The sequence below is a fragment of the Paenibacillus marchantiae genome, assembly GCF_028771845.1.
Lineage (GTDB): Bacteria > Bacillota > Bacilli > Paenibacillales > Paenibacillaceae > Paenibacillus > Paenibacillus marchantiae.
Genome location: NZ_CP118270.1, coordinates 5515461 through 5538370 on the forward strand (window position 1 = coordinate 5515461; position 22910 = coordinate 5538370).

General features: G+C 44.3%; 19 protein-coding genes. 2 read left to right on the top strand and 17 right to left on the bottom strand.

From position 1 onward, the window contains the following. Window positions 1–27: 27 nt before the first annotated feature. The 7 genes from PTQ21_RS24770 to zwf form a co-directional block, all read right to left on the bottom strand. Window positions 28–1491, bottom strand: coding sequence for a glycoside hydrolase family 1 protein (locus PTQ21_RS24770; RefSeq protein ID WP_274567481.1), 1464 nt, complete (start codon window positions 1489–1491; stop codon window positions 28–30). A 59-nt stretch (window positions 1492–1550) separates the two neighbouring features. Then, window positions 1551–3470 (bottom strand): beta-glucoside-specific PTS transporter subunit IIABC, encoded by a 1920-nt coding sequence (locus PTQ21_RS24775; protein ID WP_072733348.1) that lies wholly within the window; start codon window positions 3468–3470, stop codon window positions 1551–1553. Window positions 3471–3614: 144 nt separating this feature from the next. Further along, entirely contained in the window at window positions 3615–4457 is an 843-nt protein-coding gene (gene licT, locus PTQ21_RS24780) for a BglG family transcription antiterminator LicT (RefSeq protein ID WP_062328359.1), read from the bottom strand. Window positions 4458–4831: 374 nt separating this feature from the next. Then, window positions 4832–5932 (bottom strand): metallophosphoesterase, encoded by a 1101-nt coding sequence (locus PTQ21_RS24785; protein ID WP_274570567.1) that lies wholly within the window; start codon window positions 5930–5932, stop codon window positions 4832–4834. 286 nt (window positions 5933–6218) lie between these two features. Next, window positions 6219–7637 (bottom strand): NADP-dependent phosphogluconate dehydrogenase, encoded by a 1419-nt coding sequence (gndA, locus tag PTQ21_RS24790; protein ID WP_064637026.1) that lies wholly within the window; start codon window positions 7635–7637, stop codon window positions 6219–6221. A 60-nt stretch (window positions 7638–7697) separates the two neighbouring features. After that, window positions 7698–8363 (bottom strand): fructose-6-phosphate aldolase, encoded by a 666-nt coding sequence (fsa, locus tag PTQ21_RS24795; protein ID WP_063563123.1) that lies wholly within the window; start codon window positions 8361–8363, stop codon window positions 7698–7700. Between the two features lie 42 nt (window positions 8364–8405). Further along, window positions 8406–9923, bottom strand: coding sequence for a glucose-6-phosphate dehydrogenase (gene zwf / locus PTQ21_RS24800; RefSeq protein ID WP_274567482.1), 1518 nt, complete (start codon window positions 9921–9923; stop codon window positions 8406–8408). Window positions 9924–10035: 112 nt separating this feature from the next. Between zwf and PTQ21_RS24805 the strand changes: the two genes are divergently transcribed. Continuing rightward, window positions 10036–10923, top strand: a complete 888-nt coding sequence (locus PTQ21_RS24805) for a LysR family transcriptional regulator (RefSeq protein WP_063563125.1) — start codon at window positions 10036–10038, stop codon at window positions 10921–10923. Window positions 10924–11031: 108 nt separating this feature from the next. Here PTQ21_RS24805 and PTQ21_RS24810 read toward each other — a convergent pair whose 3' ends face one another. The 4 genes from PTQ21_RS24810 to PTQ21_RS24825 all read right to left on the bottom strand — a co-directional run bounded on the left by PTQ21_RS24810 (window position 11032) and on the right by PTQ21_RS24825 (window position 14572). Beyond that, a complete protein-coding gene (locus PTQ21_RS24810) occupies window positions 11032–11703 on the bottom strand; it encodes a hypothetical protein (RefSeq protein WP_072733353.1) in 672 nt (223 codons plus the stop codon). A gap of 170 nt (window positions 11704–11873) precedes the next feature. Then, entirely contained in the window at window positions 11874–12458 is a 585-nt protein-coding gene (locus PTQ21_RS24815) for a cupin domain-containing protein (protein ID WP_090807289.1), read from the bottom strand. A 226-nt stretch (window positions 12459–12684) separates the two neighbouring features. Beyond that, window positions 12685–13638: an aldo/keto reductase gene (locus PTQ21_RS24820; protein WP_274570568.1), complete on the bottom strand. Its 954-nt coding sequence runs from the start codon at window positions 13636–13638 to the stop codon at window positions 12685–12687. A 127-nt stretch (window positions 13639–13765) separates the two neighbouring features. After that, the gene (locus PTQ21_RS24825; protein ID WP_090807291.1) at window positions 13766–14572 is read right to left on the bottom strand and encodes a helix-turn-helix transcriptional regulator; all 807 of its coding nucleotides are present in this window, start codon (window positions 14570–14572) and stop codon (window positions 13766–13768) included. A gap of 165 nt (window positions 14573–14737) precedes the next feature. Here PTQ21_RS24825 and PTQ21_RS24830 point away from each other — a divergent pair, with 165 nt between their 5' ends. Then, window positions 14738–16276, top strand: a complete 1539-nt coding sequence (locus tag PTQ21_RS24830) for a hypothetical protein (protein ID WP_274567483.1) — start codon at window positions 14738–14740, stop codon at window positions 16274–16276. 486 nt (window positions 16277–16762) lie between these two features. Here the strand turns inward: PTQ21_RS24830 and PTQ21_RS24835 are convergent, their stop codons facing one another. The 6 genes from PTQ21_RS24835 to PTQ21_RS24860 all read right to left on the bottom strand — a co-directional run bounded on the left by PTQ21_RS24835 (window position 16763) and on the right by PTQ21_RS24860 (window position 22905). After that, window positions 16763–17062: a hypothetical protein gene (locus tag PTQ21_RS24835; protein ID WP_274567484.1), complete on the bottom strand. Its 300-nt coding sequence runs from the start codon at window positions 17060–17062 to the stop codon at window positions 16763–16765. Window positions 17063–17168: 106 nt separating this feature from the next. Beyond that, window positions 17169–17912, bottom strand: a complete 744-nt coding sequence (locus tag PTQ21_RS24840; RefSeq protein ID WP_072733357.1) for a hypothetical protein — start codon at window positions 17910–17912, stop codon at window positions 17169–17171. After that, a complete protein-coding gene (locus PTQ21_RS24845; RefSeq protein ID WP_063563132.1) occupies window positions 17912–19216 on the bottom strand; it encodes an SPFH domain-containing protein in 1305 nt (434 codons plus the stop codon). Before PTQ21_RS24845 ends, PTQ21_RS24840 begins: the two co-directional genes overlap by 1 nt. A gap of 298 nt (window positions 19217–19514) precedes the next feature. After that, window positions 19515–20582, bottom strand: coding sequence for an ankyrin repeat domain-containing protein (locus PTQ21_RS24850; protein WP_274567485.1), 1068 nt, complete (start codon window positions 20580–20582; stop codon window positions 19515–19517). A gap of 204 nt (window positions 20583–20786) precedes the next feature. Then, window positions 20787–22112, bottom strand: a complete 1326-nt coding sequence (locus PTQ21_RS24855; protein ID WP_274567487.1) for an MFS transporter — start codon at window positions 22110–22112, stop codon at window positions 20787–20789. A 28-nt stretch (window positions 22113–22140) separates the two neighbouring features. Beyond that, complete coding sequence (locus PTQ21_RS24860) at window positions 22141–22905, bottom strand: ABC transporter ATP-binding protein (protein WP_274567488.1); 765 nt, start codon at window positions 22903–22905, stop codon at window positions 22141–22143. Between the last annotated feature and the right edge of the window lie 5 nt (window positions 22906–22910).

Sequence of the window (22910 nt, forward strand, 5' to 3'; positions counted from 1 at the left end):
ACTGCTGCGCAAGGACTGCCCCCGAAATCAACCCAAATCTTCGCCATTCGTAGCGATGACGTTCTGATACCAACCAAAGCTCTTTTTCTTATAGCGATTCAATGTGCCTTGTCCGTTGTCGTCCTGATCGACGTAGATTACGCCATAACGCTTGGACATTTCCGAAGTGGACGCACTGATGATATCAATCGCACCCCAGTTGGTATAACCCATAAGGTCTACCCCATCCATGACTGCTTCTTTCATTTGTGTAATATGTTTTCTCAGATAATCTATCCGATAATCATCATTAATGGAACCATCGGCCTCTACGGTATCCTTGGCCCCAAGTCCGTTTTCCACGACAAACAATGGCAATTGATAACGATCATACAGCTCTTTTAGCGCCACACGAAGTCCGATCGGATCAAGCTGCCAGCCCCATTCTGTACGCTCCAGGTTCGGGTTCTTAATCGTGCTGTACAGGTTGCCTCCAGTTACCCCATATTCCTCCGGATTCACTGCGGATACCAGCGATGTGTAATAGCTGAACGAGATGAAATCAACCGTATGCTCTTTCATGATCGCTTCGTCTCCTGCTTCCATCGCAATGGAAATGTCATGTTCAGCCCAATAACGAGCCATAAAGGTTGGATAACTTCCTCGCACTTGTACATCAGTATGCAGCAGGTTCAGCTGATTATCGATCTGAGCTTGCAATACATCCTCCGGCTTCGACGTGGCCGGGTAGTGAATCATGCGCGCAAGCATACAGCCAATCTGGAAGTCCGGGTTAATCTGACGCGCCTTCTGCGTTACCAGACTGCTGGCAACAAACTGATGGTGAAGTGCTTGATAGGAAGCTTGCATCACATTATCGACACGATCTTCAATGATGCCTCCACCCGTGAATGGCTCAATAATGGTTGTGTTGATCTCATTAAACGTCAGCCAGTATTTCACCTTGTCTTTGTAGCGATTCATTACGGTCTCGGCGTATTTTACAAAATGTCCGATAACTTCCCGACCTGCCCAGCCGTTGTAATTCAATACCAATGACATCGGCATTTCATAGTGAGAGAGCGTCACGAGAGGTTCGATATTGTGTTTACGCAATTCGTCGAATACTTCATCATAGAAACGCAATCCTTCTTCATTCGGCTCTGCGTCGTACCCGTTCGGGAAAATACGCGGCCAGTTGATGGAAAGACGGAATGTCTTGAAGCCCAGCTCGGCGAATAACGCAATGTCCTCTTTGAAGCGGTGATAGAAATCAATACCGTAACGCTTCGGGTATCCCTTCGCACTGTGGTGAGCCATCGCTTTCTCAACCGTTGCACTGGTCACGTGCATCAGTTCTCTAAGGTTGGTGTAATCCTTTTTCTCAAAATAAGGAACCATATCCGCTGTGGACCAACCTTTGCCCCCTGCATCAAATCCACCTTCAGCCTGGTTGGCAGCAATTGCGCCGCCCCACAAAAAACCTTCTGGAAACCCTTGTCGATTGATCATGCGTATCTCTCCTCTTCTTATTGATGTCGTCTATTTCTTCTTAAGTTCGTCTTTAGACTTTAAATTTCAGCTTTCAATACTTCTTCACCGATTGTAATTGCACCCAATTTCACAGGCAGAACCTGCTTGTAATCTGCTGTATTCGTAACGACCATCGCCGTTGTAATGTCATATTCCTTGGAGATTTGATCAAGTTCAAACGTGAGTAACTTATCTCCGGCCTGTACACGTGCTCCCGTAGCGACATGGGCCTCAAAATACTGACCGCGCAGTTTCACAGTGTTGATCCCCACATGGATCAGAAGCTCCATTCCGTTATCACTGCGGACCACGATCGCATGTTTCGTTTTGAACACATTCATGATGGTACCTGTAACTGGTGACACCAGTTCGCCAACCGTTGGAACAAATGCCACACCTTTACCCATCAATTCATCGCCAAACGTTGGATCATTAACTTCTTTGAGTGCAATCGCTTTACCCGTCATCGGTGCGATGGCTACCGCATCACTTGTTGGTGTTGGAGCCCCCATATCGTCCACGTTCACAGTTGCAGCATTGTTGGAAGGTGCTGCCGCTGGTGTCGTAGAAGCGCCTGGTGAGAATTGAGCCAATGCCTCGGCATCGCCCTCTTCTTCCTTGATCCCGAACACAGTTGACATAATTGCACCCACGACAAAGGCAAGAATCATACCGCCAAAGGAGTACCAGAAGGTTTGTCCGATCAGGGATGGCAGACCCGGGAGACCACCGTTACCTGCAAGCACATAAGCTTTGGCTCCAAAAGCAAGCGCGAATCCGCCACCCACTGCACTACCAATCATCGCAGCGGCAAACGGTTTTTTATATTTCATGTTTACGCCGTACATGGCTGGCTCGGTTACACCCATCAGAGCTGTGAAGCTGGTGGACAATGCAACGGTTTTAAGCTTTTTGTCTTTTGCACGGAAGAATACGCCTAACGTCGCTCCTGCCTGTCCCATATTGGAGATGAACGTCAGTGGCAAGAATTTATCGAAGCCTAATGTAGCAATATTGCTCAGGATGATCGGTACGAGCGCATAGTGCATACCTGTCATAATAATGAGCGCCATCGCGCCGCCCAGAACAATCCCTGCAATTAATCCGCCTTCGTTCAGCAGCCAGTTAATACCACCGGACAAGCCGCTACCTACAAATGTTCCCAGTGGACCGATCGCAATCAGTGTTACCGGAACCATAACAAGCAAGGTAATCAGTGGCACAAGCAGCAACTTCAATGCTGCTGGAATAACGCGGTCAACCCATTTCTCAACATAAGACATCAGCCATACGGCAAGCAAAATCGGAATAACCGATGAGGCATAGCTGACAGCCGTTACCGGAATACCAATAAACGCAACCGATTCACCGCTGGATAGCAATGCGCCCATATCGGGATACATCAGCGCAGTACTTAGCGCAATGGCTACAAACGGATTACTGCCGAATTTACGAGCGGCACTAACTGCGATTAGCAGCGGAAGGAAGTAGAATACGCCATCCCCAATGGCGGAAAGGATACGGTACGTGTCAGTGCCTGCTGACATCCACTCCAGGGATACGAATAATGCAAGCAATCCCTTGAGCATACCCGCAGCTGTAATCGCTGGAAGCATTGGTGCAAAGACACCCGCAATCGTCTCAAAAATATTAAGAATTACATTTTTACTTTTTTCCGGTTTAGGCTGTTTATTTTCTGTACTTTGCTGTATTGCCGGATGTTCCTTCACCATAGCATCAAATACTTTGGACACATCATTCCCGATAATCACCTGGAATTGATCTCCTGAGATATTTGTTCCCATGACTTTATCCAGTTTCTTAAGTGAATTATTATCCACTTTATCGTTATTTTTCAGATCAAATCTCAGTCGTGTGACGCAATGATACACTGAGTTGATATTGTTTGTTCCCCCAACGGCTTTGATGATTTCCTGTGCCGTTTCCTGATGTTTCATGATCATTCCCTCCTCATTTTTCCAATAAAAAATACCCGAACAAATAGCCACGTCTTCTACGTGCCATTCATTCGGGTATTGCCTGACTGAACAGTAACAAGCCCATTTGATATTTAGTTAGGTTCTGGTTCATGTGCTGATATTTCATTGGTCACGCTTCGGTTTCATTAACCGCTCCAGATGAAGGGTCAGATACAACTGTTCCGAATGCGTCATATCATACTGATAGTTCTTATGGATAAAAGTCTCAATCTTGCCGATACATTTGAAGGTTTCGGGATAGTTTTTCCGTACAACCTCGTATAAATACTCCTCCGCATCGTCATGTGACGAGTGAGTAATTACCCGTTGGCAGAAATACTTCAAATGAGTAATGAAACGGAAATAGTTGACGCTATCTTCATCCAATTCGACATTGAAGTGATATTTGATAATGTTCATGATCTCTTGAAGCAGCTGCATCAAATGAGTCACATCGTTCATGGAATCATTGACTTCCGCATTGATGAAATGCAGCGCTATGTTGCATATTTCATCCTTCGGAAACTCCACATCCAGTCTTTCCTTCAGCAGGGTGAGCGCTTCCCGGGCCACGTCGAACTCGGCCTTGTAGAAATGCTGCACTTCCCAGGAGAGCGGATTGCGTGTAATCATTCCCTTTTCCAGGCGCTGGACAGCAAAATGAATGTGATCCGACAGTGAGACATAAATCCCGTCACTGATGGTTTTGTTCAATTGCGTACGTGCCAGTGTCACAATATCATCTGTCGCCTGCAGAATTTCAATCGGCACTTCCGTGACGATGGACTTGAACTTCTCATAGATCGATGCATCCTGAAGCCGGAATACTTTCTCAATCCGTTCTTCATCAATCTCATCGCCTGCCTTGAACTTAAACCCGATACCCCGGCCGAGGATCAGCAGTTCCTGGTTTTTGTCATCCACGGTACTGACAATATTGTTATTAAATATCTGTTTAATAATCATTATGGACCCACCTGTTTTTTTTGAGGATTAAAAAAGGGCAAAACCAAAATAGAAATAATAAAATCATTTCCATAGTGGTTTTGCCCGCATTACCGGTAACAAGCCTCGGGTATAATCTATCACAACCTGAAAACGGTGTCAACCCAAAATGCTACCACTGCTATTTTACTTCGTCTTGCTTTCAAGAAATATTTCCCTACAGTTCCACGTTGGAGGGTATGCAGTCTTAATATGTACATGTTAATACAGAAACAAACTGGAGAAGTCTTCTACTCAAAATGGAAATATTTTCCGTTTGGGGTAAACTCATCTGCCTTGAGCACAAATAGGAGCCCTTCTTCCGAAGGGCTCACTGTTATTTATATCGATAATTATTATTGAAACGTCACATTAATCTGTACAATCTCCGAACGACTGCTTGTACGAATCGGAGGTCCCCAGAAGCCAAATCCAGAGGTCACGATAGAGTGCATGGACCCTTTTTGCAGATAACCCCAATCATTCTCGTAGATGGCCTTAGTAATAAACTGAGCGGGTGCGATCTGACCACGATGGGTGTGACCAGACACAACCAAATCTACATGGTTTTGCTCCGCAATATCCAAATCATAAGGCTGGTGATCCATCATGATCACAGGCTTACTCAAGTCGGTATCCTCCATCAATGTCTCTACTTCTGCACGATCCTTCTCTGTCCGGTCTTTCCGTCCAATCAGCGTAATCTTATCGTCCAATGTAATTTTATCATCATACAGAACTTGCATATTACTCTTCTCCAGAGCAGCAATCAAATCCTCGATCGGACCATTATACTTGTCGTGATTGCCCAGTGAGGCGTACACCCCGTAAGGAGCCTGAATGTCGCTAATAATATCCGCAATCCCACTCTTGAGATACATATCCAGGTTATCATCGATAATATCACCAGGATACAGCACCAAATCCGGCTTCAGTGCGTTAATTTCTTCCACCATGCGTTTAGCGTGAGCAGGGCCGGACAGCAGGCCAAAGTGCATATCCGCAGCCATCACAATGTTGAGGCTGTTGACACCTTCCACTTTTTTGTCAATCTGAATGCTGTATTGTCTTACGACTGGACTATAGGCGTTATAGATACCGTAGCCCAACGTGGACAGCAAGAGCACGAGAGTGACCACCCCTGCCCATTTATGAGCGTAATGTCTTGGAATACGGGTTAGTCTAAGCAACCATAGCGTTAGATGAACCACGGGCAGAATTAATAACAGCAGAGAAAAGATTGCAAGCCAGTATGAACCAATAACACTCAGGAAGGAAATACTTCCAAACAACCTTGCCAGTATGAAAGAAATTGAAAGGAATACGAGCGCAACGATGTAAAACCAACGAAATCTCGCAGATACAACCGGCTTCATCCAGCTCCATCCGCTCCGTCCTATGTAAAACACTAATAAACCGTACACTACCAAAAACAAGATGCCTGCAAGTACGAACATGCCTCCGTTAACCTCCACGTCAATAAGTTGATTGCTGAATTTTCTCTTAACCAAATTCCAGTCCATCTGCACAAGTATAACGTAGTTAAAGGGGTGAGGACATCTGTTTCCATTCCTCAGATGCGTACAATTTATTACAATTTGGAATACTTAAATTTCAATCATATATTAGGCGATACATCGACCCATAGCCTGTCATCTGAATAAAAAAGCATTCCTGCGTCCGCTCATGACTAACTAACATCATGAACGAGCACAGGAATGCTGAATGATCTCGAATTACATATTACTCGTTGGTGTCCATCCATTGGAAGTGGAATGAACCTTCTTTGTCCACACGTTTGAATGTGTGAGCGCCAAAGTAGTCACGTTGTGCTTGCAACAGGTTCGCAGGCAAACGTTCAGTGCGGTAGCTGTCATAGTAAGACAACGCGCTGGAGAATCCAGGAACTGGAATTCCTTGAGTTACCGCAGCTGCCACGACTTCACGCCATGCACCTTGGTAGGATTCAACAATGTTTTGGAAGTATGGGTCCAGAAGCAGGTTTTTCAATTCTGCATCCTTGTCATATGCTTCTTTGATGTTTTGCAGGAACTGTGAACGGATGATACAGCCACCGCGGAAGATCATGGCGATGTTGCCGTATTTCAGATCCCAGCCATATTCGTCTGAAGCTGCACGCATTTGAGCAAAACCTTGTGCGTAAGATACGATTTTACTTGCAAACAGCGCTTTGCGCACATTTTCGATGAACGCTTTTTTGTCGCCAGAGAATGCTTCAGTTGCTGGTCCGTTCAAAATTTTGCTTGCTGCTACGCGTTCGTCTTTCATTGCAGACAGGAAACGGGAGAATACGGATTCCGTAATCATGGACAATGGTACGCCGAGATCCAGCGCGCTTTGGCTCGTCCATTTGCCTGTTCCTTTTTGTCCAGCTGCATCCAGAATGACATCAACCATTGGTTTGCCGGTTTCCGGATCGTATTTGGAGAAGATGTCTGCCGTGATTTCAATCAGGTAGCTATCCAGCTCGCCTTGGTTCCATTCAGAGAAGATTGCATGCAATTCTTCAACGGAAACATTCAGCACGGATTTGAGCAAATGATACGCTTCTCCGATCAACTGCATATCACCGTATTCGATACCATTGTGCACCATTTTCACATAGTGTCCGGCACCATCTGGTCCGATATATGTGCTGCAAGCATCGTCGCCTACTTTAGCGGAAATGGCTGTCAGAATGGGTTCAACGAGCGCATACGCACTTTCTTGTCCGCCTGGCATGATTGCCGGACCTTTCAGAGCGCCTTCTTCCCCACCGGATACACCTGCACCGATGAAGCGGAAGCCTTTGGCTTCCAGATCTTTGCTGCGGCGTTGGGTGTCAGGGAAGTATGCGTTACCGCCATCAATGATGATGTCGCCTTCGTCCAAGTGTGGCAGCAGTTGTTCAATGGTTGCGTCCGTTGCTTTACCCGCTTGAACCATGATCAGGATTTTGCGCGGAGATTCCAGGGAAGCTACGAACTCTTCAATCGTAAATGCGCCTGTCAGGTTTTTACCTTCGGCTTCTTTGAGAAGATCGTTCGTTTTCTCCGGGGAACGGTTAAATACCGATACCGAGAATCCTTTGCTTTCAATATTAAGGGCAAGGTTTTTACCCATTACTGCAAGTCCGATGACACCGATCTGTTGTTTACTCATTATGTCCTCCCAATACTCTTTATATATAGTAGGTTAAAATTCCAGATCAACAATCCGTTATTACTGAACTGTTTTTTTCCAGTCTGCTGCGAATTTCTCCATGCCTTGATCTGTCAGCGGGTGTTTGGAGATTTGTTCAATGACGGAGAATGGAACAGTAGCAATATGTGCTCCTGCCATTGCTACACGTGTAACGTGGTCCGGATGTCTTACAGAAGCCGCAATAATCTGTGCATCCAGGTTATGTGTACGGAACAGCTCAGCAACTTTGGCAACCAATTGCACACCATCTTCGGAGATGTCATCAAGACGTCCCAGGAACGGGGATACATATGTTGCACCAGCACGAGCAGCTAGCAGCGCCTGGTTCACTGTGAAGATCAACGTTACGTTGGTTTTCACACCTTTTTTAGTCAGGTATCGGCAAGCTTCCAGTCCTGCAAGTGTCATTGGCAGCTTGATTGTGATGTTTTTGTCGTTGTTATTGATTTTGATCAGTTCGTCTGCTTGAGCAATCATCTCTTCAGCTGTGATCGCATCTGGTGTTACTTCCGCAGATACGGATTCAACTTCAGGTACTTCACGCAAAATCTCTTCAATACGGTCTTCGAATTTCACGCCTTCTTTGGCTACCAGAGAAGGATTCGTTGTTACACCAGACAGGACGCCGATTTTGTATGCTTTTTTGATGTCTACCAAGTTTGCTGTATCGATGAAAAATTTCATATTCAATTACCTCCAAGGGATATGTTTTATTGTTTTTTTATGTTACAGATTTGCATTAACAGCCAAAGGAACTTCAATATCAACTTCAGCCTGCTGATCGGCAGGTTGGTCAAACCACCAGTGGTGCCCTTCCGCAGCGAGCATCTCATCCGACTCTGCTGGTCCATAACTTCCCGCAGGGTACAGATGAAGTGGGAGCAAATTCTCCTGGAATGCATCCAGAATAGGTTGTACCCAAGCCCAAGACAGTTCTACTTCATCCCAATGGGCAAAGAACGTTGGATCACCATGCAATGCGTCATGAATCAAGTTCTCATAAGCCTCGGCCAGATCCTCACGATCTGGTGACAGATCGATATGAACAGGTTTGAACTCCCCTTTGTTTTGCGGGTCGCTGGCATTCAGCTGCAGCGTCATGCTCTGGTCAGGACTCATCTCAATCACAAGCAGGTTCGGTTTGGAACCGTTAACCACGTTAGCCTGTCCAGATGGTTCCTTGAATTCGATGACGATGCGAGTTGATTTTTCCTTCATTCGTTTACCGGTACGGATATAGAAAGGTACTCCGCGCCAGAAGAAGTCATCAATCTGCAATTTGGCAGCAATAAAGGTATCATTCATCGTATTCTCGGCAACACCCGGTTCAGCTGCATAACCGCTAACGGATTTACCTTGAATGTTTCCTGCAGCATACTGTCCGCGAATGACACTTGCACCCACGTTTTGCTTTTGCAGTGGCTGAATCGATTCCATAATGTGTTTTTTCTTCAAACCGACTTTTTCCGTGGTGCTGTTATATGGAAGCTGGATCGCCATCATCATAAGCAATTGCAGCATATGATTCTGGAACATGTCACGCACGGCGCCTACATGATCATAATAGGATGCCCGTTCTTCCACGCCAACAGTCTCATTAGCGGTGATCTGCACATTGGAGATATAACGGTTGTTCCACAAAGCCTTCATGATCGGATTGCTTTGATGCAAGGTTTCAAGACGCTGCACCATCGGTTTTCCCAAATAGTGGTCAATCCGATAAATTTCTTCTTCTGTGAACGCCTCGCTTAATTTGCGATTGAGATCACGAGCCGATTGTAGATCATGTCCAAATGGCTTTTCGATCACAAGGCGTTTCCAGCCCTCAGTTGATCCAAGTCCACTACCCTGAATGTTCTCTGCAATGGGTTCGAAGAATTCTGGACCAACCGAAAGGTAGAACAGACGATTGGATGGAATGCCAAGTTCAGCCTCTCTTTGTTCCACTAAATTTAACAGCTCTATATAATCTTCCTTATGGCTTATATTCAATACACTATAACGGAAAGCCTGCACAAATGATTTCACAACTTCAGGATCAGCAGGGCGTCTGGAAAATTCATTTAATGATTTTTCAACTTGTGCCTGAAAGAATTCATCAGACCATTCTCTGCGTCCTAAGCCAATCAGCGAGAAGGATTCCGGAAGTTTCTGCTCAATGTATAAATTATATAAGGCTGGATATATTTTTCTTTTGGCTAAATCGCCAGTCGCACCAAATAAAATAATGCTCGTTGGTTCCATCTCACTATTCTCCTTCCAAGTAACTCTGGTTTCTTTGCTGTAGTTACACTATAATACGTTTCATAGCCATACAAGTAATTAATATATTTCACAGGAGCTATAGACGATATCTATGACAACAAATTATGAATTATATAAGGTATTTTATTGGGCTGCCAAAACAGGAAGTTTGACCCAAGCCGCCAAAGCGCTATATATTACTCAACCAAGTGTCAGCCACGCCATCAAACAGCTGGAAGAAAGCTTTGGTCTCACGTTGTTTTACCGGAATTCCAAGGGAGTTGCGTTAACACAGGAAGGTGTGAGTTTGTATTCCTATATTGAACAATCCCAGATTCTGATCTCGCTGGCCGAGGAGAAAATGGCTGCATTGAAGAGTTTAGACAACGGAGAGCTAAGGATTGGTGGCAGTGATTCGCTGTTCAAGCATTACATGCTTTCCTATCTGGAAGAATTCCATGTGCTCTACCCTAACATCAAGCTGCATCTAAGTCATGGGACAACGCCGGAAGTCATCACGTTTTTGAAAGAAGGCAAAATTGATTTGGGTGTTGTACGGATGCCCATCGTTGATCCGCAACTTGAGGTCAGGGAAAGTATCCAGCTCAAAGACTGCTTTGTCGCGGGCGAACGTTATGCTCAACTGAAGGATAAAGTTATGACATTGGAAATGCTGCTGGAGCATCAACTGATTCTTTTCTCCAGAAACAGCCGGGTTCGAATGGCAATTACGGAGCTTTTTAACAGCTATGGCTACACGCTCAAACCTGAGATTGAGGTCGGCAGTGTGGATTTGTTAATCGAATTTGCACGTAGGGGATTGGGCATATCGTATGTCACCCGTGAATTTATTTCCAAAGAGCTGGAAGAAGGCTCTCTCTTCGAAATTCAGCTGGATGTAGCCCTGCCCCCTTCACATGTTGGCATCATGACAAAGCGTAATATGCCAATTTCACTGGCAGCCAACCGGTTTATGGATCTGATTTTCAAGGCGGATTAAGATTCGTCGGTCTACTGGTCTACAAAAAAAGTGCCTCGTCACCCCAAAAGGATGATGAAGCACTTTTTTTGCTATATTCATTTTTCTAAGTAGACAACCTACCAATTCTCATCTTAATTCAAGTTCTCTCAATCTGCTCTCAATTCTCTCAGGAATCATAGTAAACAGTTGCTGCCAAGGCATGAATAGACTCGGCTCAAGCAAAAACTCCTCAAACTCCATAGAGGGAACAAACGCCTTGGTCTGCAGAAAACTCCGCACGCTGGCGTCAATTTCTTCATTGGTCTGGAAATAACCTTTGAACATCTCGTTCACGAGCAGTCCGTCACAACCCGCATTGGCGCCTGCTGCACTATACAAATCCGGCAACAATTCAAACACCACAGGGATTGGAGAAAAAGCATGTTTGCCTGGCTGCGAGTATAGACACACATGGCGTCCAACCACATTAACTCGATCCTTCAACAATCCCCGAAGTACTCTCCCATGGAAGCTGGCTTCACAGTCCACGACTTCACCGTCATGGCCCACATATATCCACACATGCTCCATTTCGTACAAATGCCCAATTTCATAATCCCACCAAATCGAAAATTCAATCACATATTGGACCGCCTCAACCGGAAAATGAATCTCCCGTTGAAATGACGGTGAAGGTCCTGATTGATCCAGAATGGAAACGCCTACAAAATCCGGGTAAAAGGGTTCATTTCGATCAAACATCAATACAGGTGCATAGCTCATCGCGGTTTCCAGCATTTCCTGCTCAGTCATAGTCATGGATCGTCCCTCCACATTCTTTGAGTGCTACTACTGTAACAAGCCAATGTTATGCCTATCTTAACAGAGAATCCGGAATGTGTTAATTGGAACAAAATTTAAGCCCGTAACTGGAAAATTTTCCGGTCACGGGCCTAAAATCGGTCATTTGATAGGAGAACGAGATAACGTTATCCCTTTGAGTTTTTGGATGATTTAGTAGCTTTGATCGCCTGATCGGAAACAGAATCCACACATCCAATCGGCGGTCCCAAAATCGCGTCATTTTTGATGGATGCCACCGCCGTCCTGTACGCCTCCTCATCAATACAGTATGCACGATGGGCAACTTCAGGCGGTGTTGCAGCCAGGAAGTCAGCCCCCAGCACAATGTCCGGTGTAGGTTGGTCAAAAATCGTCAACAAGTGCACATCATCGGTCTCCGCCACAAACCAGTGAAACCATCCTTGAGGGAATATCGAAACCTGACCTGGCTTCAAGTGATAACTTATCCGCTCCCGCTTGAACGGATCGTAGACAGAGGTGGTAATTTCCCCGTTGATCAGAACGACCATCTCGGTGACATTTGTATGCCAGTGTGGCTGCACAATAATTCCTTTGCTCATGTGTACATTGAAGAAACCATTTTTGATCGTAGGCAGCTGCGGTCCAAATAACTGGGTAATATAATTGCGCGAATCACGCTGATAATTCAACACCGCTGTCGAATCGGCCGCCAACTGAACATTCGGGGCTTGTAGAATCGGATTAGTCATACCGCTGTTTCCTCCTTGTAGGCGTACATCTCATTGTTGTACTGTATGCGCTAATTAGCGGAGATAATACCGAGGACACGGTTCCAATGCAATTTTTATCCGACCGTGTAACTTCATTTGTCAATTAGGTGAAGATCATCCACTCGTAAGTAGAACACAAAAACACCCTTTTCCTGTTAAAACAGGTCTGGGGCGTTAAGTGTTTTATCTATAGGCTTGGCTTATATTAAGCAAGGCCAGGGTATCTTCCCCCTGCGGCAAATCCTTTGGGAGATATCCGTTCAATCTCAGCCCATTCATCATTGGTGAAAGAAACGTGCAAGGCACCAAGATTCTCATGAACTCTCTCCAAACTGCGAGTACCAGGAATCGGAACGATATGTTCTCCCTTTTCGAGTAACCAGGCGAGTGCAAGCTGAGAAGCAGTGCATTCTTTTTGCATAGCCAGTTCTTGGATCAGGCGCACCACCTCCAGATTTTTCTCGAAATTCTCACCCTGGAAACGTGGATAATGACGACGATAATCGTCCTCTGGCAGATCGTCTATCGATCGGATCTGACCAGTTAAGAAGCCGCGCCCTAATGGACTATAGGGTACGAGCCCAATGTTCAACTCGCCGAGCAATGGCAATATCTCATCTTCGAGCTCACGACTCCACAATGAATACTCCGTTTGGAGTGCTGTGATGGGGTGAACGACATTCGCACGACGAATAGTCACTGCAGACGCTTCAGACAGACCTATATAATGGATCTTTCCCTGCTGTACCAGATCGGCAAGTGTTCCCACCGTTTCCTCAATGGGAGTATTGGGATCAGGGCGATGTTGATAATAGAGATCTATATAATCCATGCCCAGGTTGTACAGACTGGCATCTACTGATTTTTTGATATACGCCGGATCTCCCTTGGGCCCCTGGGTATGTGTTATACCGAACTTGGTCGCTACAATAGCATCGGCTCTTCGCCCTTTGAGCGCGCGCCCAAGCAATTTTTCGTTGCCTCCAAATCGCTGCTTTTCATATTCACCGTACAGATCAGCTGTATCGAACATCGTTACTCCCGCATCCAGTGCACCCTGGATTGTATGAACGGATTCTTGGTTGTCTGGCATCATCATCACGCCCAGCCCAAGCCCGGATACCTGCAATTTATCGCTTCCCAACGTTCTTGTCTTAATCATGTGGTTCCCTCTTTTCGTTAATAAATAGAAAGATATTGAACTTGTATTCATTCTATTTCACGAACAAAGACCCAACCACAGTCTGTTTATGCTAGTACTAGAATTACCACCCTGATCGTTTTTGTCACTCCACAACGGGGATGTACACACAACAATGAATACCTGACTGTTCGTTAAGATTGCTCATGGAAAAGATATCATAGGCATGGGCAATACCATCCGTCCGATCTGTTGTCTCGAGAAAGATCCGGTTGACTTTTTTCTGTTTAATCTGGTGCAGGCTCCAAATATTTTGAAAATCCGTGCTGTCTTCGATCAATTGTTGCACTATCTGGTAAAACTCAGGTTCACCCGGGTACTTGTCATAGTACGTACGAAACACCGCTACCGAATGCCGTGCAAATTCATCCCAATTATGCATACGTTCCCGGAGCGTTGCATCTAGAAATAACATTCGCATCATGACACGGTCGTTCACGTTCATCGAGGAAAAGTCAAAAAGCTTCTCATTCGCTGCCTCATTCCATGCAAGTACTTCAGACCTTTCATTCGTAATAAATGAAGGGTATGCAAGTTGACTAATGATACTCTGCCATCCCGCTTCGAGATGTGAATAGGAGGCAGGGAATTCATGCTCTGCATTGGGGTCCCATAAACGAAATAGGTGTCCCTTCTCTTCCTCACTTAACTGGAGTGCACCCGCTATACTTTCCATCACCTCTCGAGACGAGTTAACCTCTCTCCCCTGCTCAAGCCACGTATAATAAGTTGCACTGACACCCGCAAGCACGGCAACTTCCTCACGTCTTAATCCCGGCGTTCTCCGTTGTCCATACGATCCGGTGATCCCGGCTTGCTCTGGCTGAATTCGGCTCCTCCGAGATTTCAAAAATTCACCAAGTGTTTTACTTCGGCTAATACCTGTAATCATAAATAACCCCCCTTAGATATTCAGATTTCTATGAATTCAAATACGGCTCTATCCAAAATGGATGTGATTGAACGCCTTTGATATAATTCTTTTATCATCATTTTGCAAGATCCTTAGTTTACAAAAAGCTTAGCATTGATTTATACAGAACGAAAGGAGCACAACATGGTCCCAACGATCGGAGACATTTACTGTGTATACGTCGAAAGTTTACAACAATATGCTGCCTGCCAGGTAACTGATCTGAAAGAAACCGGGAGTAAGGGGTCCCGCCAGCTTGCCGCAATCCTGCAATTGGACTGGACAGGAGATCAGCCGCCCGATGAAACGGAACTTCTGGATATGAAACCGTTGAGCTGCAATTACTATTTTTGGAAAGGCACTTGGAATCACAGCTTCGTGAATGCTGAGGTTCCACCGCATTATGTTCTTGCAGGTAATCGGGCTCCACTCATAACGGAAGAAACCCGAAGTTATAGCGCAGGATGGCAGATCGGAGAGAGTCTGTATCGGCAACATCAATGGGATGCCATCGATGAATCACGAAGGGAACACTTCAAACAAGCTGCCGAAGACTATAGTGAAATTCCACTAGGTGATGCAATGGTGAGAAAAAACACCAGTATCCTGCGCAACTTCAGACCAACCTCTGCCGAGGATGTCGTCGCACTTGCCCAGTTTCCTTGTCTTACACATATCGAAATGCGTGGATATACGGAAGACATTATTCCTTTTTTGGAGCAGAATCCCTTTATATATGAACTTCATATTCATGAACATGGACAAACCGCGCTGGATTTAAGCAAAACACATCTAACCAAACTTGTGCTGGATATGAACCGTGTGAACAGCTTGACTCTTCATTCCAGGATCGAGTTTTTAAGCTTTATGGGAGACGTGTCCCCTGACTTGCATGTGAATGCTTATGAAGAAGGTCACCAAATGACGTTGAATGTAGCAGCGACCGTACCTCAGATTACAGCGTTATCTCGGCTTGGAGGTTTGTATGTTCGAGAGATTACGGAGCTTGATTTGCAACCTGTTGTACATACTTATCCTGAGCTTTCAGAATTAAGATTGTGGGGAAAACCCGGCAACGTAAGCAATATACAGTCAATTCAGCAATTGACCTCTTTGCAGACCTTATCCATGAACGATCTTTTTGGATTTAAAGGAAAAGATTTCCCAGGCCCCGAGCAGCTTCCCGAACTAAGTACACTCAGGCTGACCAGCCTTCCCTCAGACGCCGCCAAATCCATTAAGGCAAACTATAAAAAGGCAGCTCAAACCCGAATCGCTCTGGAGATTGGCAAACCACGCAAACCGGAATGGCTTGCCGAAAATCTCAACAATCCTTTTCGGGATTGGGACGGGAGGGATCACATCAAAGCAGCGTATGCCAAAAAAGCAGCTCAAACCTACAAACAACACCTCAAAGAAATTCGAAGATTAAGTCAAAATATGAGCGATTTGGACCTTATACAGAAACAACTGATGTTATTAGTGGAGAAGTACACCGAGACGTTTAACCAAATGGAGGCCAAAGCCAACTTTATTGAAACAATCGAACGTGAAGAAATTTATAACGCCCTTGTTGAATTGTTGGATCAATTGGAATCACAACCGGAAATTGACCTGACAAGTGCTATTAAAGTTAATCGCAAGGAGCTGGATGAAGTGTTTGAACACAGGAGAGATTTTTAGATTCAGGATGTGTGAGATAAGAGGTTCTTTCTCTTACTTTTATCCGCAAAACGAGCTTAAGATAAAAGCCTGACTCCATAGGAATCAGGCTTTTATCTTTTTCGTGTCCATTCAGAACTATTTTACGGAGCTTCAACAGTTGTTCCACAATATTCACAATCCGTGGTTTACTTCCGATATACCTTCGCCTTCGCACCACATCCCGGACAACTCACCGAAACCTTCCTTTGTGGTTCCTCGACCTTTTCTTCAGCGTCTTTTTCATCGGATATATTAATCTCTGTATAGTGGATTGTATTGTGACTGGTGTAACTAACGGTATTGCTATTGTAACTTGAATAAGGCAAAGGGTATGCCAATTGCATAAATCATAAAAATGATCCAAAAAACTTTCTCAACATCAAGATTCCTTCAAAAACAAATCTTTATAACCGGCTTCTATCACATCGGGAATCAACAAAATGGTCATGGTGTCTATTATGTTAGCTAGGAGATCCTCATCGTTGTTCCACAATACTCACAGTCCGCAGACAAATTCGGATATACCTTTACCTTGGCTCCACACCCCGAACAATTCACAGATACAGGTTCTTGCGGTTTCTCGTATTCATGATCGTGGTACTCATCTTCATAATACCCTTCATCATCATATTCCTCTTCATTGTCATAATGGTAGTGATAATGATCAGCCTTGGGATGGAATTTAGGTCGACTACACATTTTAATTCCTGTAACAAGTACGATAACGCCAGGTATAAAAAGAATAATCGTACTAATAATAGCCATTTCGGTTCCCTGGGATATTAATAATATAGATAATAAGATGGTCAGAGATGAAAGTATAATGAATATAATTCCAAAAAATTTCTTCACAGCTTTTCCTCCTATGAATTTATGATTTGCTTGTCACGATCTGTTGATTCCGCTCTTTCAAACGGGACTTTAATCGGGATAGTTGTGAAGCAAGATGCTCGCTATTCACCAGTTCCCCTGCTTCGTAATGAGCTGAAAGCTCACTATTTATCTTTTCAATATCCATCAAAATCTGGCGGTCATTATATTCAAGTGAATGTGGAGTGATCGGGTCACTATATTTCACAAGTTCTATTAATGTTTGAACGGTCTTCCTCTCTTCTTCCGCAGTCAGAACGGAATGGCGCTCCATCGTGTGAAGCAGCTGCTGCAAAGCGTTTTCAATCAAATGTAGATTGACCAATTTCGTTTGCTCAACGGCTTCATTACGACGTGTACTTTGAATAAAGATCAAAATGATGCCACACAGAATGAGGGCGATAGCTAAAGTTACCGTATGTAACAAAACGAACCAGCGTAGACCATGATCTGCTAAACCTGTAAACAGAGAATATATCATTACACAAATCAGATACATCACCAACACGATGCCTAACGCTGTGTAACCAGGAACCAATTGTTTAAAGCGATCCATATGTAGCATGACATACCTTATATAAATCCAAATCGCCGTAATCGCGACATAAGAAGCCACAAGATTCATCCAGAAAGAAAACGATACAATGGCATGATTAAACACTGTAAAAGAAACGACTGAGGCTACAAGCATGCTGATCAGATAGATGGCATCCAAAATGAAAAGGTTGCTCCGTTTAATTATCACTATCCCTGCCCTCCATCTTGCAGATTGTTTCCGCAATCCAGACAGAATTTCTGACCGGGCTTCACTTCGTGTTGGCATTGACTGCATTTCAAGGACAGACTGGAGCCGCAATTGCCGCAAAATTTAGTTTGACCCGAATTCATATGATTGCACTTAGGGCATGGGCTAGGCATCGGTTCGTGACACTGAACACATTCCAAAGCATTCTCCGCATTATCTGCCCCGCAGGATGGGCAGGCATAATATTTGTCACCACAATTAGGACAAAATTTGGTCCCTTTTTGCAAGGCATGTCCACAGTTGTTACAACCGGTCATTGCTGATTTTTCGGCAATTGAATTCCCACACTTGCTGCAAAAAGAACTATGCTCCTGGTTCGGATGACTGCAATGTTTGCATATGCGTACAGCAGGTGTTTCCGTTGTAGCCATCACTTTGGACATCTGGGACATCTCGCTGCTGAATGATCCTCCCAGTCCAACACCCATCCCCATACCAAGCCCTGCACCCATTATATCCGATTGCATGCTTCCTTCATTTTTGGCTGCACCTTCAAGCGTATCGAATGAACGCTCCTGTTGATAGGTGTACCCGATAATATCCATTTCGGCTTTGCGTGCCAACGCTTCTCTCAAACGAATGACCGAAGGGTCCTCTTCAGGCAGATTGACATTGTGGATATACAGGTTGATTAACTCAATACCAAATTCTTCGAAAGCAGATGCAATCGTATCAGCAAAATGTCGTGATATTTCTGCGATATAAGCATTGATTTCCAGTACACTTACTTTTCTATGTATTAGATAGGAAGACAGCATGGAGTTAATGTTCATAATAATTAGCCCGCGAAAGTAATTGACCATATTAGCCTGGTTAAATTCAGGCAGTGTTCCCACAAGTTTGACCAGAAATTTGCGAGAGTCTGCTATTTTTATTCCCATCTGTCCAAATGCTCTCACGGGAACGATAATATTATATTTTGGGTCCTGTATCTGAATTGGATTTGCTGTTCCCCATTTCACGTCTAGTGCGCTTACTTGGTTGACGTACCACACTTCTGCTGCAAAAGGTGATTTACCTCCGAACGGAAGGTTAACGAGCCGGTTTAAGATCGGGATATTCGCTGTACTTAGCGTATGTCTTCCTGGCCCGAACATATCAAGCGCCCTTCCATCCTTAAAGAGGATCGCCTGTTGGGATTGATTCACAATCAACTGGGTCCATGTTCCCAATTCATTCTCAGGATGTTTCCAAGCAAATACATCTGGTGAACCGTCATACTTGATTACATCAATAATGGCCATTTCTCTTCCTCACTCCAGTAGTAGAATACTATAATTTCATTGAAACAATTGTACTAACAATCGATTTCTAACAATCTAAAGTTAAACCATTTTAAATCTAATTTATCTGCTAATCTTTCAACAAAAATGTTTTTTCATGTTTAGGCATTGCTATTTTACCATTTATAACCTCCTTTCGCACTAGTATAGTTCATATTTCATGAGATATTTTTCCTATAGATGAATGGTATAGACACTAAAAAACCTCCTGTATATCGACAATATACAAGAGGTTCTTGTGATAGTGGAGTCCCTCTGGTTAATTCAGGAGATTATCCATATATGATGCGGGATCGGCCATGAACGCTTCGAACGTCGAAATCGTTCCAATCACCTGATGTTCAATATCTGCGTAGCCAATCATTTTTTTGCTTGGATTCCAGACGATCAGGATATGGGAGTACTGATCCACGTCAGAGGATATACGCAGCAGTTTCTGTCTGCCCATCTTCATTTCAACCGTATCGACCAGATGGAAGAATTCGATGTATCCCACGCCGGACGATTTGTTCGGCAAGTCGATTCTTCGCGGACCTTCCGTTAGAAAACGGATTAATGCATCCGGCAGCTTGTACGATTTGAGCACATGCAATTTATTGCTCAGATTGTGAAAGTCTTGCGGCTCATGAGCTTTCAAATACTCTGCCATTTCCGCATTCTTCTGACTGATCGCAATCGTGTATGCTCGTTCCCCGTCCTTCTCCTGAATGGTCACATCCGCCCCCTGTTCCACCAGAAATTGAACCATCTTCATATTGTTGTTGCGAGCCGCTACCGTAAGTGGTGTAGCCTTGTATGGATACACCATATCGGACTCGTTGTAATTGATGTCCACGCCCTCGTCTAGCAAATACTGAACCATCTTCATATCGTGATTTGAAACGGCTTTTCTTAATGTTTTTCCACCATATTTTCGAATATCCAGTCCGAGGCCCTTCAGCACTGTGATGTTCTTTTTGTTACTGTAATAGGCTTCATCATACGCATTCGACTTCACCTTGCTCAAACCGTTCAATTTGGCACCCTTCTGATGCAAATATCGGATGATCTCTTCCCCGCCATATCTGACCGCCTTGAGGATTGCTGGATTATCCTTCACATTTAGGTTTACTCCGTTATCTACCAAAAGCTTGACCACTGCCTGTTGATTGGTAATTAGAGCAATATCCAATGGCGTCAACGCTATGTATTTACTCAGCGTAATCTCTCTTTCGAGATCCATGCCCTGTTTAATAAATTCTTCTACAGCAATAACATCTCCCTTGTAAATCGCTATGGCGTGATCAGGCAACGTTTCAAACGTACCTTGATTTCCGATTTTGAACAAAAGATGTAACCTCCTTCTGGTTAAATATCTCATGATTACTAGTCCTGTGATGCTCATTATAATTAGTATACCTGCTATCCTTTTCATTTGTACAAACCTCTACCAAAATCATGATTCCAGTCCAAAGCCTTTCAAACAAACCAACCCCGAAACATAAAGTTCCGGGGCCAATATCATCCTTTAAACTACATCACACCAACTCAATCAATCATGCGCTAAATTCGTTGGGTCTGATGGCACAATATCAATCCCCTTCTCTAACCCCTTAATGGATTTAAGTTGAGAAGTGATGACTGCAATAACGATAACAAACACCCCTGCAATAATAAACAACAACGCAATGCCTCTTCCCGGACCAACGCCGATATATGATCCTACGGTCGAAGCTAGTGCTCCACCTTCCACCAAAAGCGGGTTGAAGACACGGTCTGCCAAAAAACCTGCGAGACTATAGGATACAATAAAACCCAATTGCGATAATATGCCGATGATTCCCCACACCCTGCCTTGCTTCTCGTTGGATATGTTATTACGCACTAATACATCTGCACTCATATTGACAAAAGGCAGGGAGGCCAAAAACAGGAAACCTGCAAAAATAATGATAAAAATATTGGTGGAAAATCCCAAGAGGGAGAATGATATTCCGGACATAACCAGACCCAGAACAAGTATTTTTGAATATTTTTTACTCATGGTGAACATGCCAATGCACAGGCTGCTAATCAGCATACCGATCGCGCTCACAGATAGAAACGTGCCAAGCATCCTTGAATCCGAAAATGATAAGATCATAGGACCAATGAGTGTCTCAAGAAATCCAAGATAAAACGTGATGATTGAAATAATAATGACGAGCAGAAGCACGCCTTTATTCGTCGTGACTTCAATCCAGCCTTCGTTAAGCTCAGCAAGCCAAGGCTTCCTCTCATCCTCGCTTCGCGCTGCTTTAATGCTTTTCCGGATGGCAAGCACCGCTAGAATGGCAACCAGATACGTCAACATATTAATGACCAGAATGACTTCAATGGTTGTTATACTGAGCAGAATTCCCGCTAGAATGGGCGAAAATAGAAACTTGGATGATTCGGCGAGCTGCATCAGCCCGCTGCCCTTTGAATATTGATCTTTATCGAGTAAATCGGTGGCTGAAGCCTTATAGGCTGGACTTTGAATAGCCGAGAACACGGAACTGAAAGTGACGCCAACATAGAGATACCATAGTTCAATATTTCCGATCAGGATCATGATCCAGATAAAAACGAGACCACCGGCAGAACCAAGATCACCGATGACCATCATCATGCGCCGGTCAAAACGATCTGCAAGGACTCCACCTATAGGACGCAACAAGATATTAGGCAAAAAGGTAAACAGTGTAATCAGCGCAACAGCTGTCGCCATATGGGTTTTCTCAAATGCGTACACTCCAAGGGAGAATGCCGTCATTCCGATCCCCATTGTAGATATGAGCTGTCCGAACCATACCATCAGAAATTTGCCAAATGACTTGTTCTCCATCTGTTTCATTGGATAAACCCCTCTCCAATTAACCGTGTTAGAACCCGTGATCCGTTAGCCATTTACCTAAGCTACTCTCTCTCGCTTTAAGGTCATGCTGTTTGTTAAACTTGCCCATGTTACGATCTGCCACCAGTTTGCCGTCCATCATGAATAAAACCCGTTCAGATCGAGCTGCGACTTTGACATCATGGGTAACGATTAATATCGTTGTTCCAGAAGCATTAATGTCTCCAAGAATATCCATGATTTCATTGGTTGAACGTGAATTCAGTGCTCCCGTGGGTTCGTCGCCAAACAGAATATCAGGCTGATTGATCAACGCCCTACAGATAGCAATCCGTTGCAATTGCCCACCCGATGCCTGAGTGATATTGTGGTTGGCCAGTTCATTAATCCCCATTTTTTTCATCAAATTGAGTGCTCGTGTATTAATGGAATCTCTACTGCTTTTTTTGGCCAGATAAGCAGACAGAATGATATTATCGAGTAGATTCAGATTTTTCAACAGATGGATGTTCTGAAATATAAATCCCATCTTGTTCAAGCGAAGCTGTGCCAATTCTTTTTCCGAGAAATCCGAAATTATCTTGCCAGCAAAATAAACACTCCCGCTACTTACCTGATCCATGCCGCTGACATTGTATAGCAAGGTTGATTTTCCTGATCCCGACGGACCCATAATCGAGACAAATTCGCCCTTCTTCAATTGAAAATTAATATCCTTCAAAATAGGATGCTTCTCACGCTCACCAGTACTGTACGATTTGTTCACGTTTTTGGCTTCCAGGATTATAGCCATGGTTG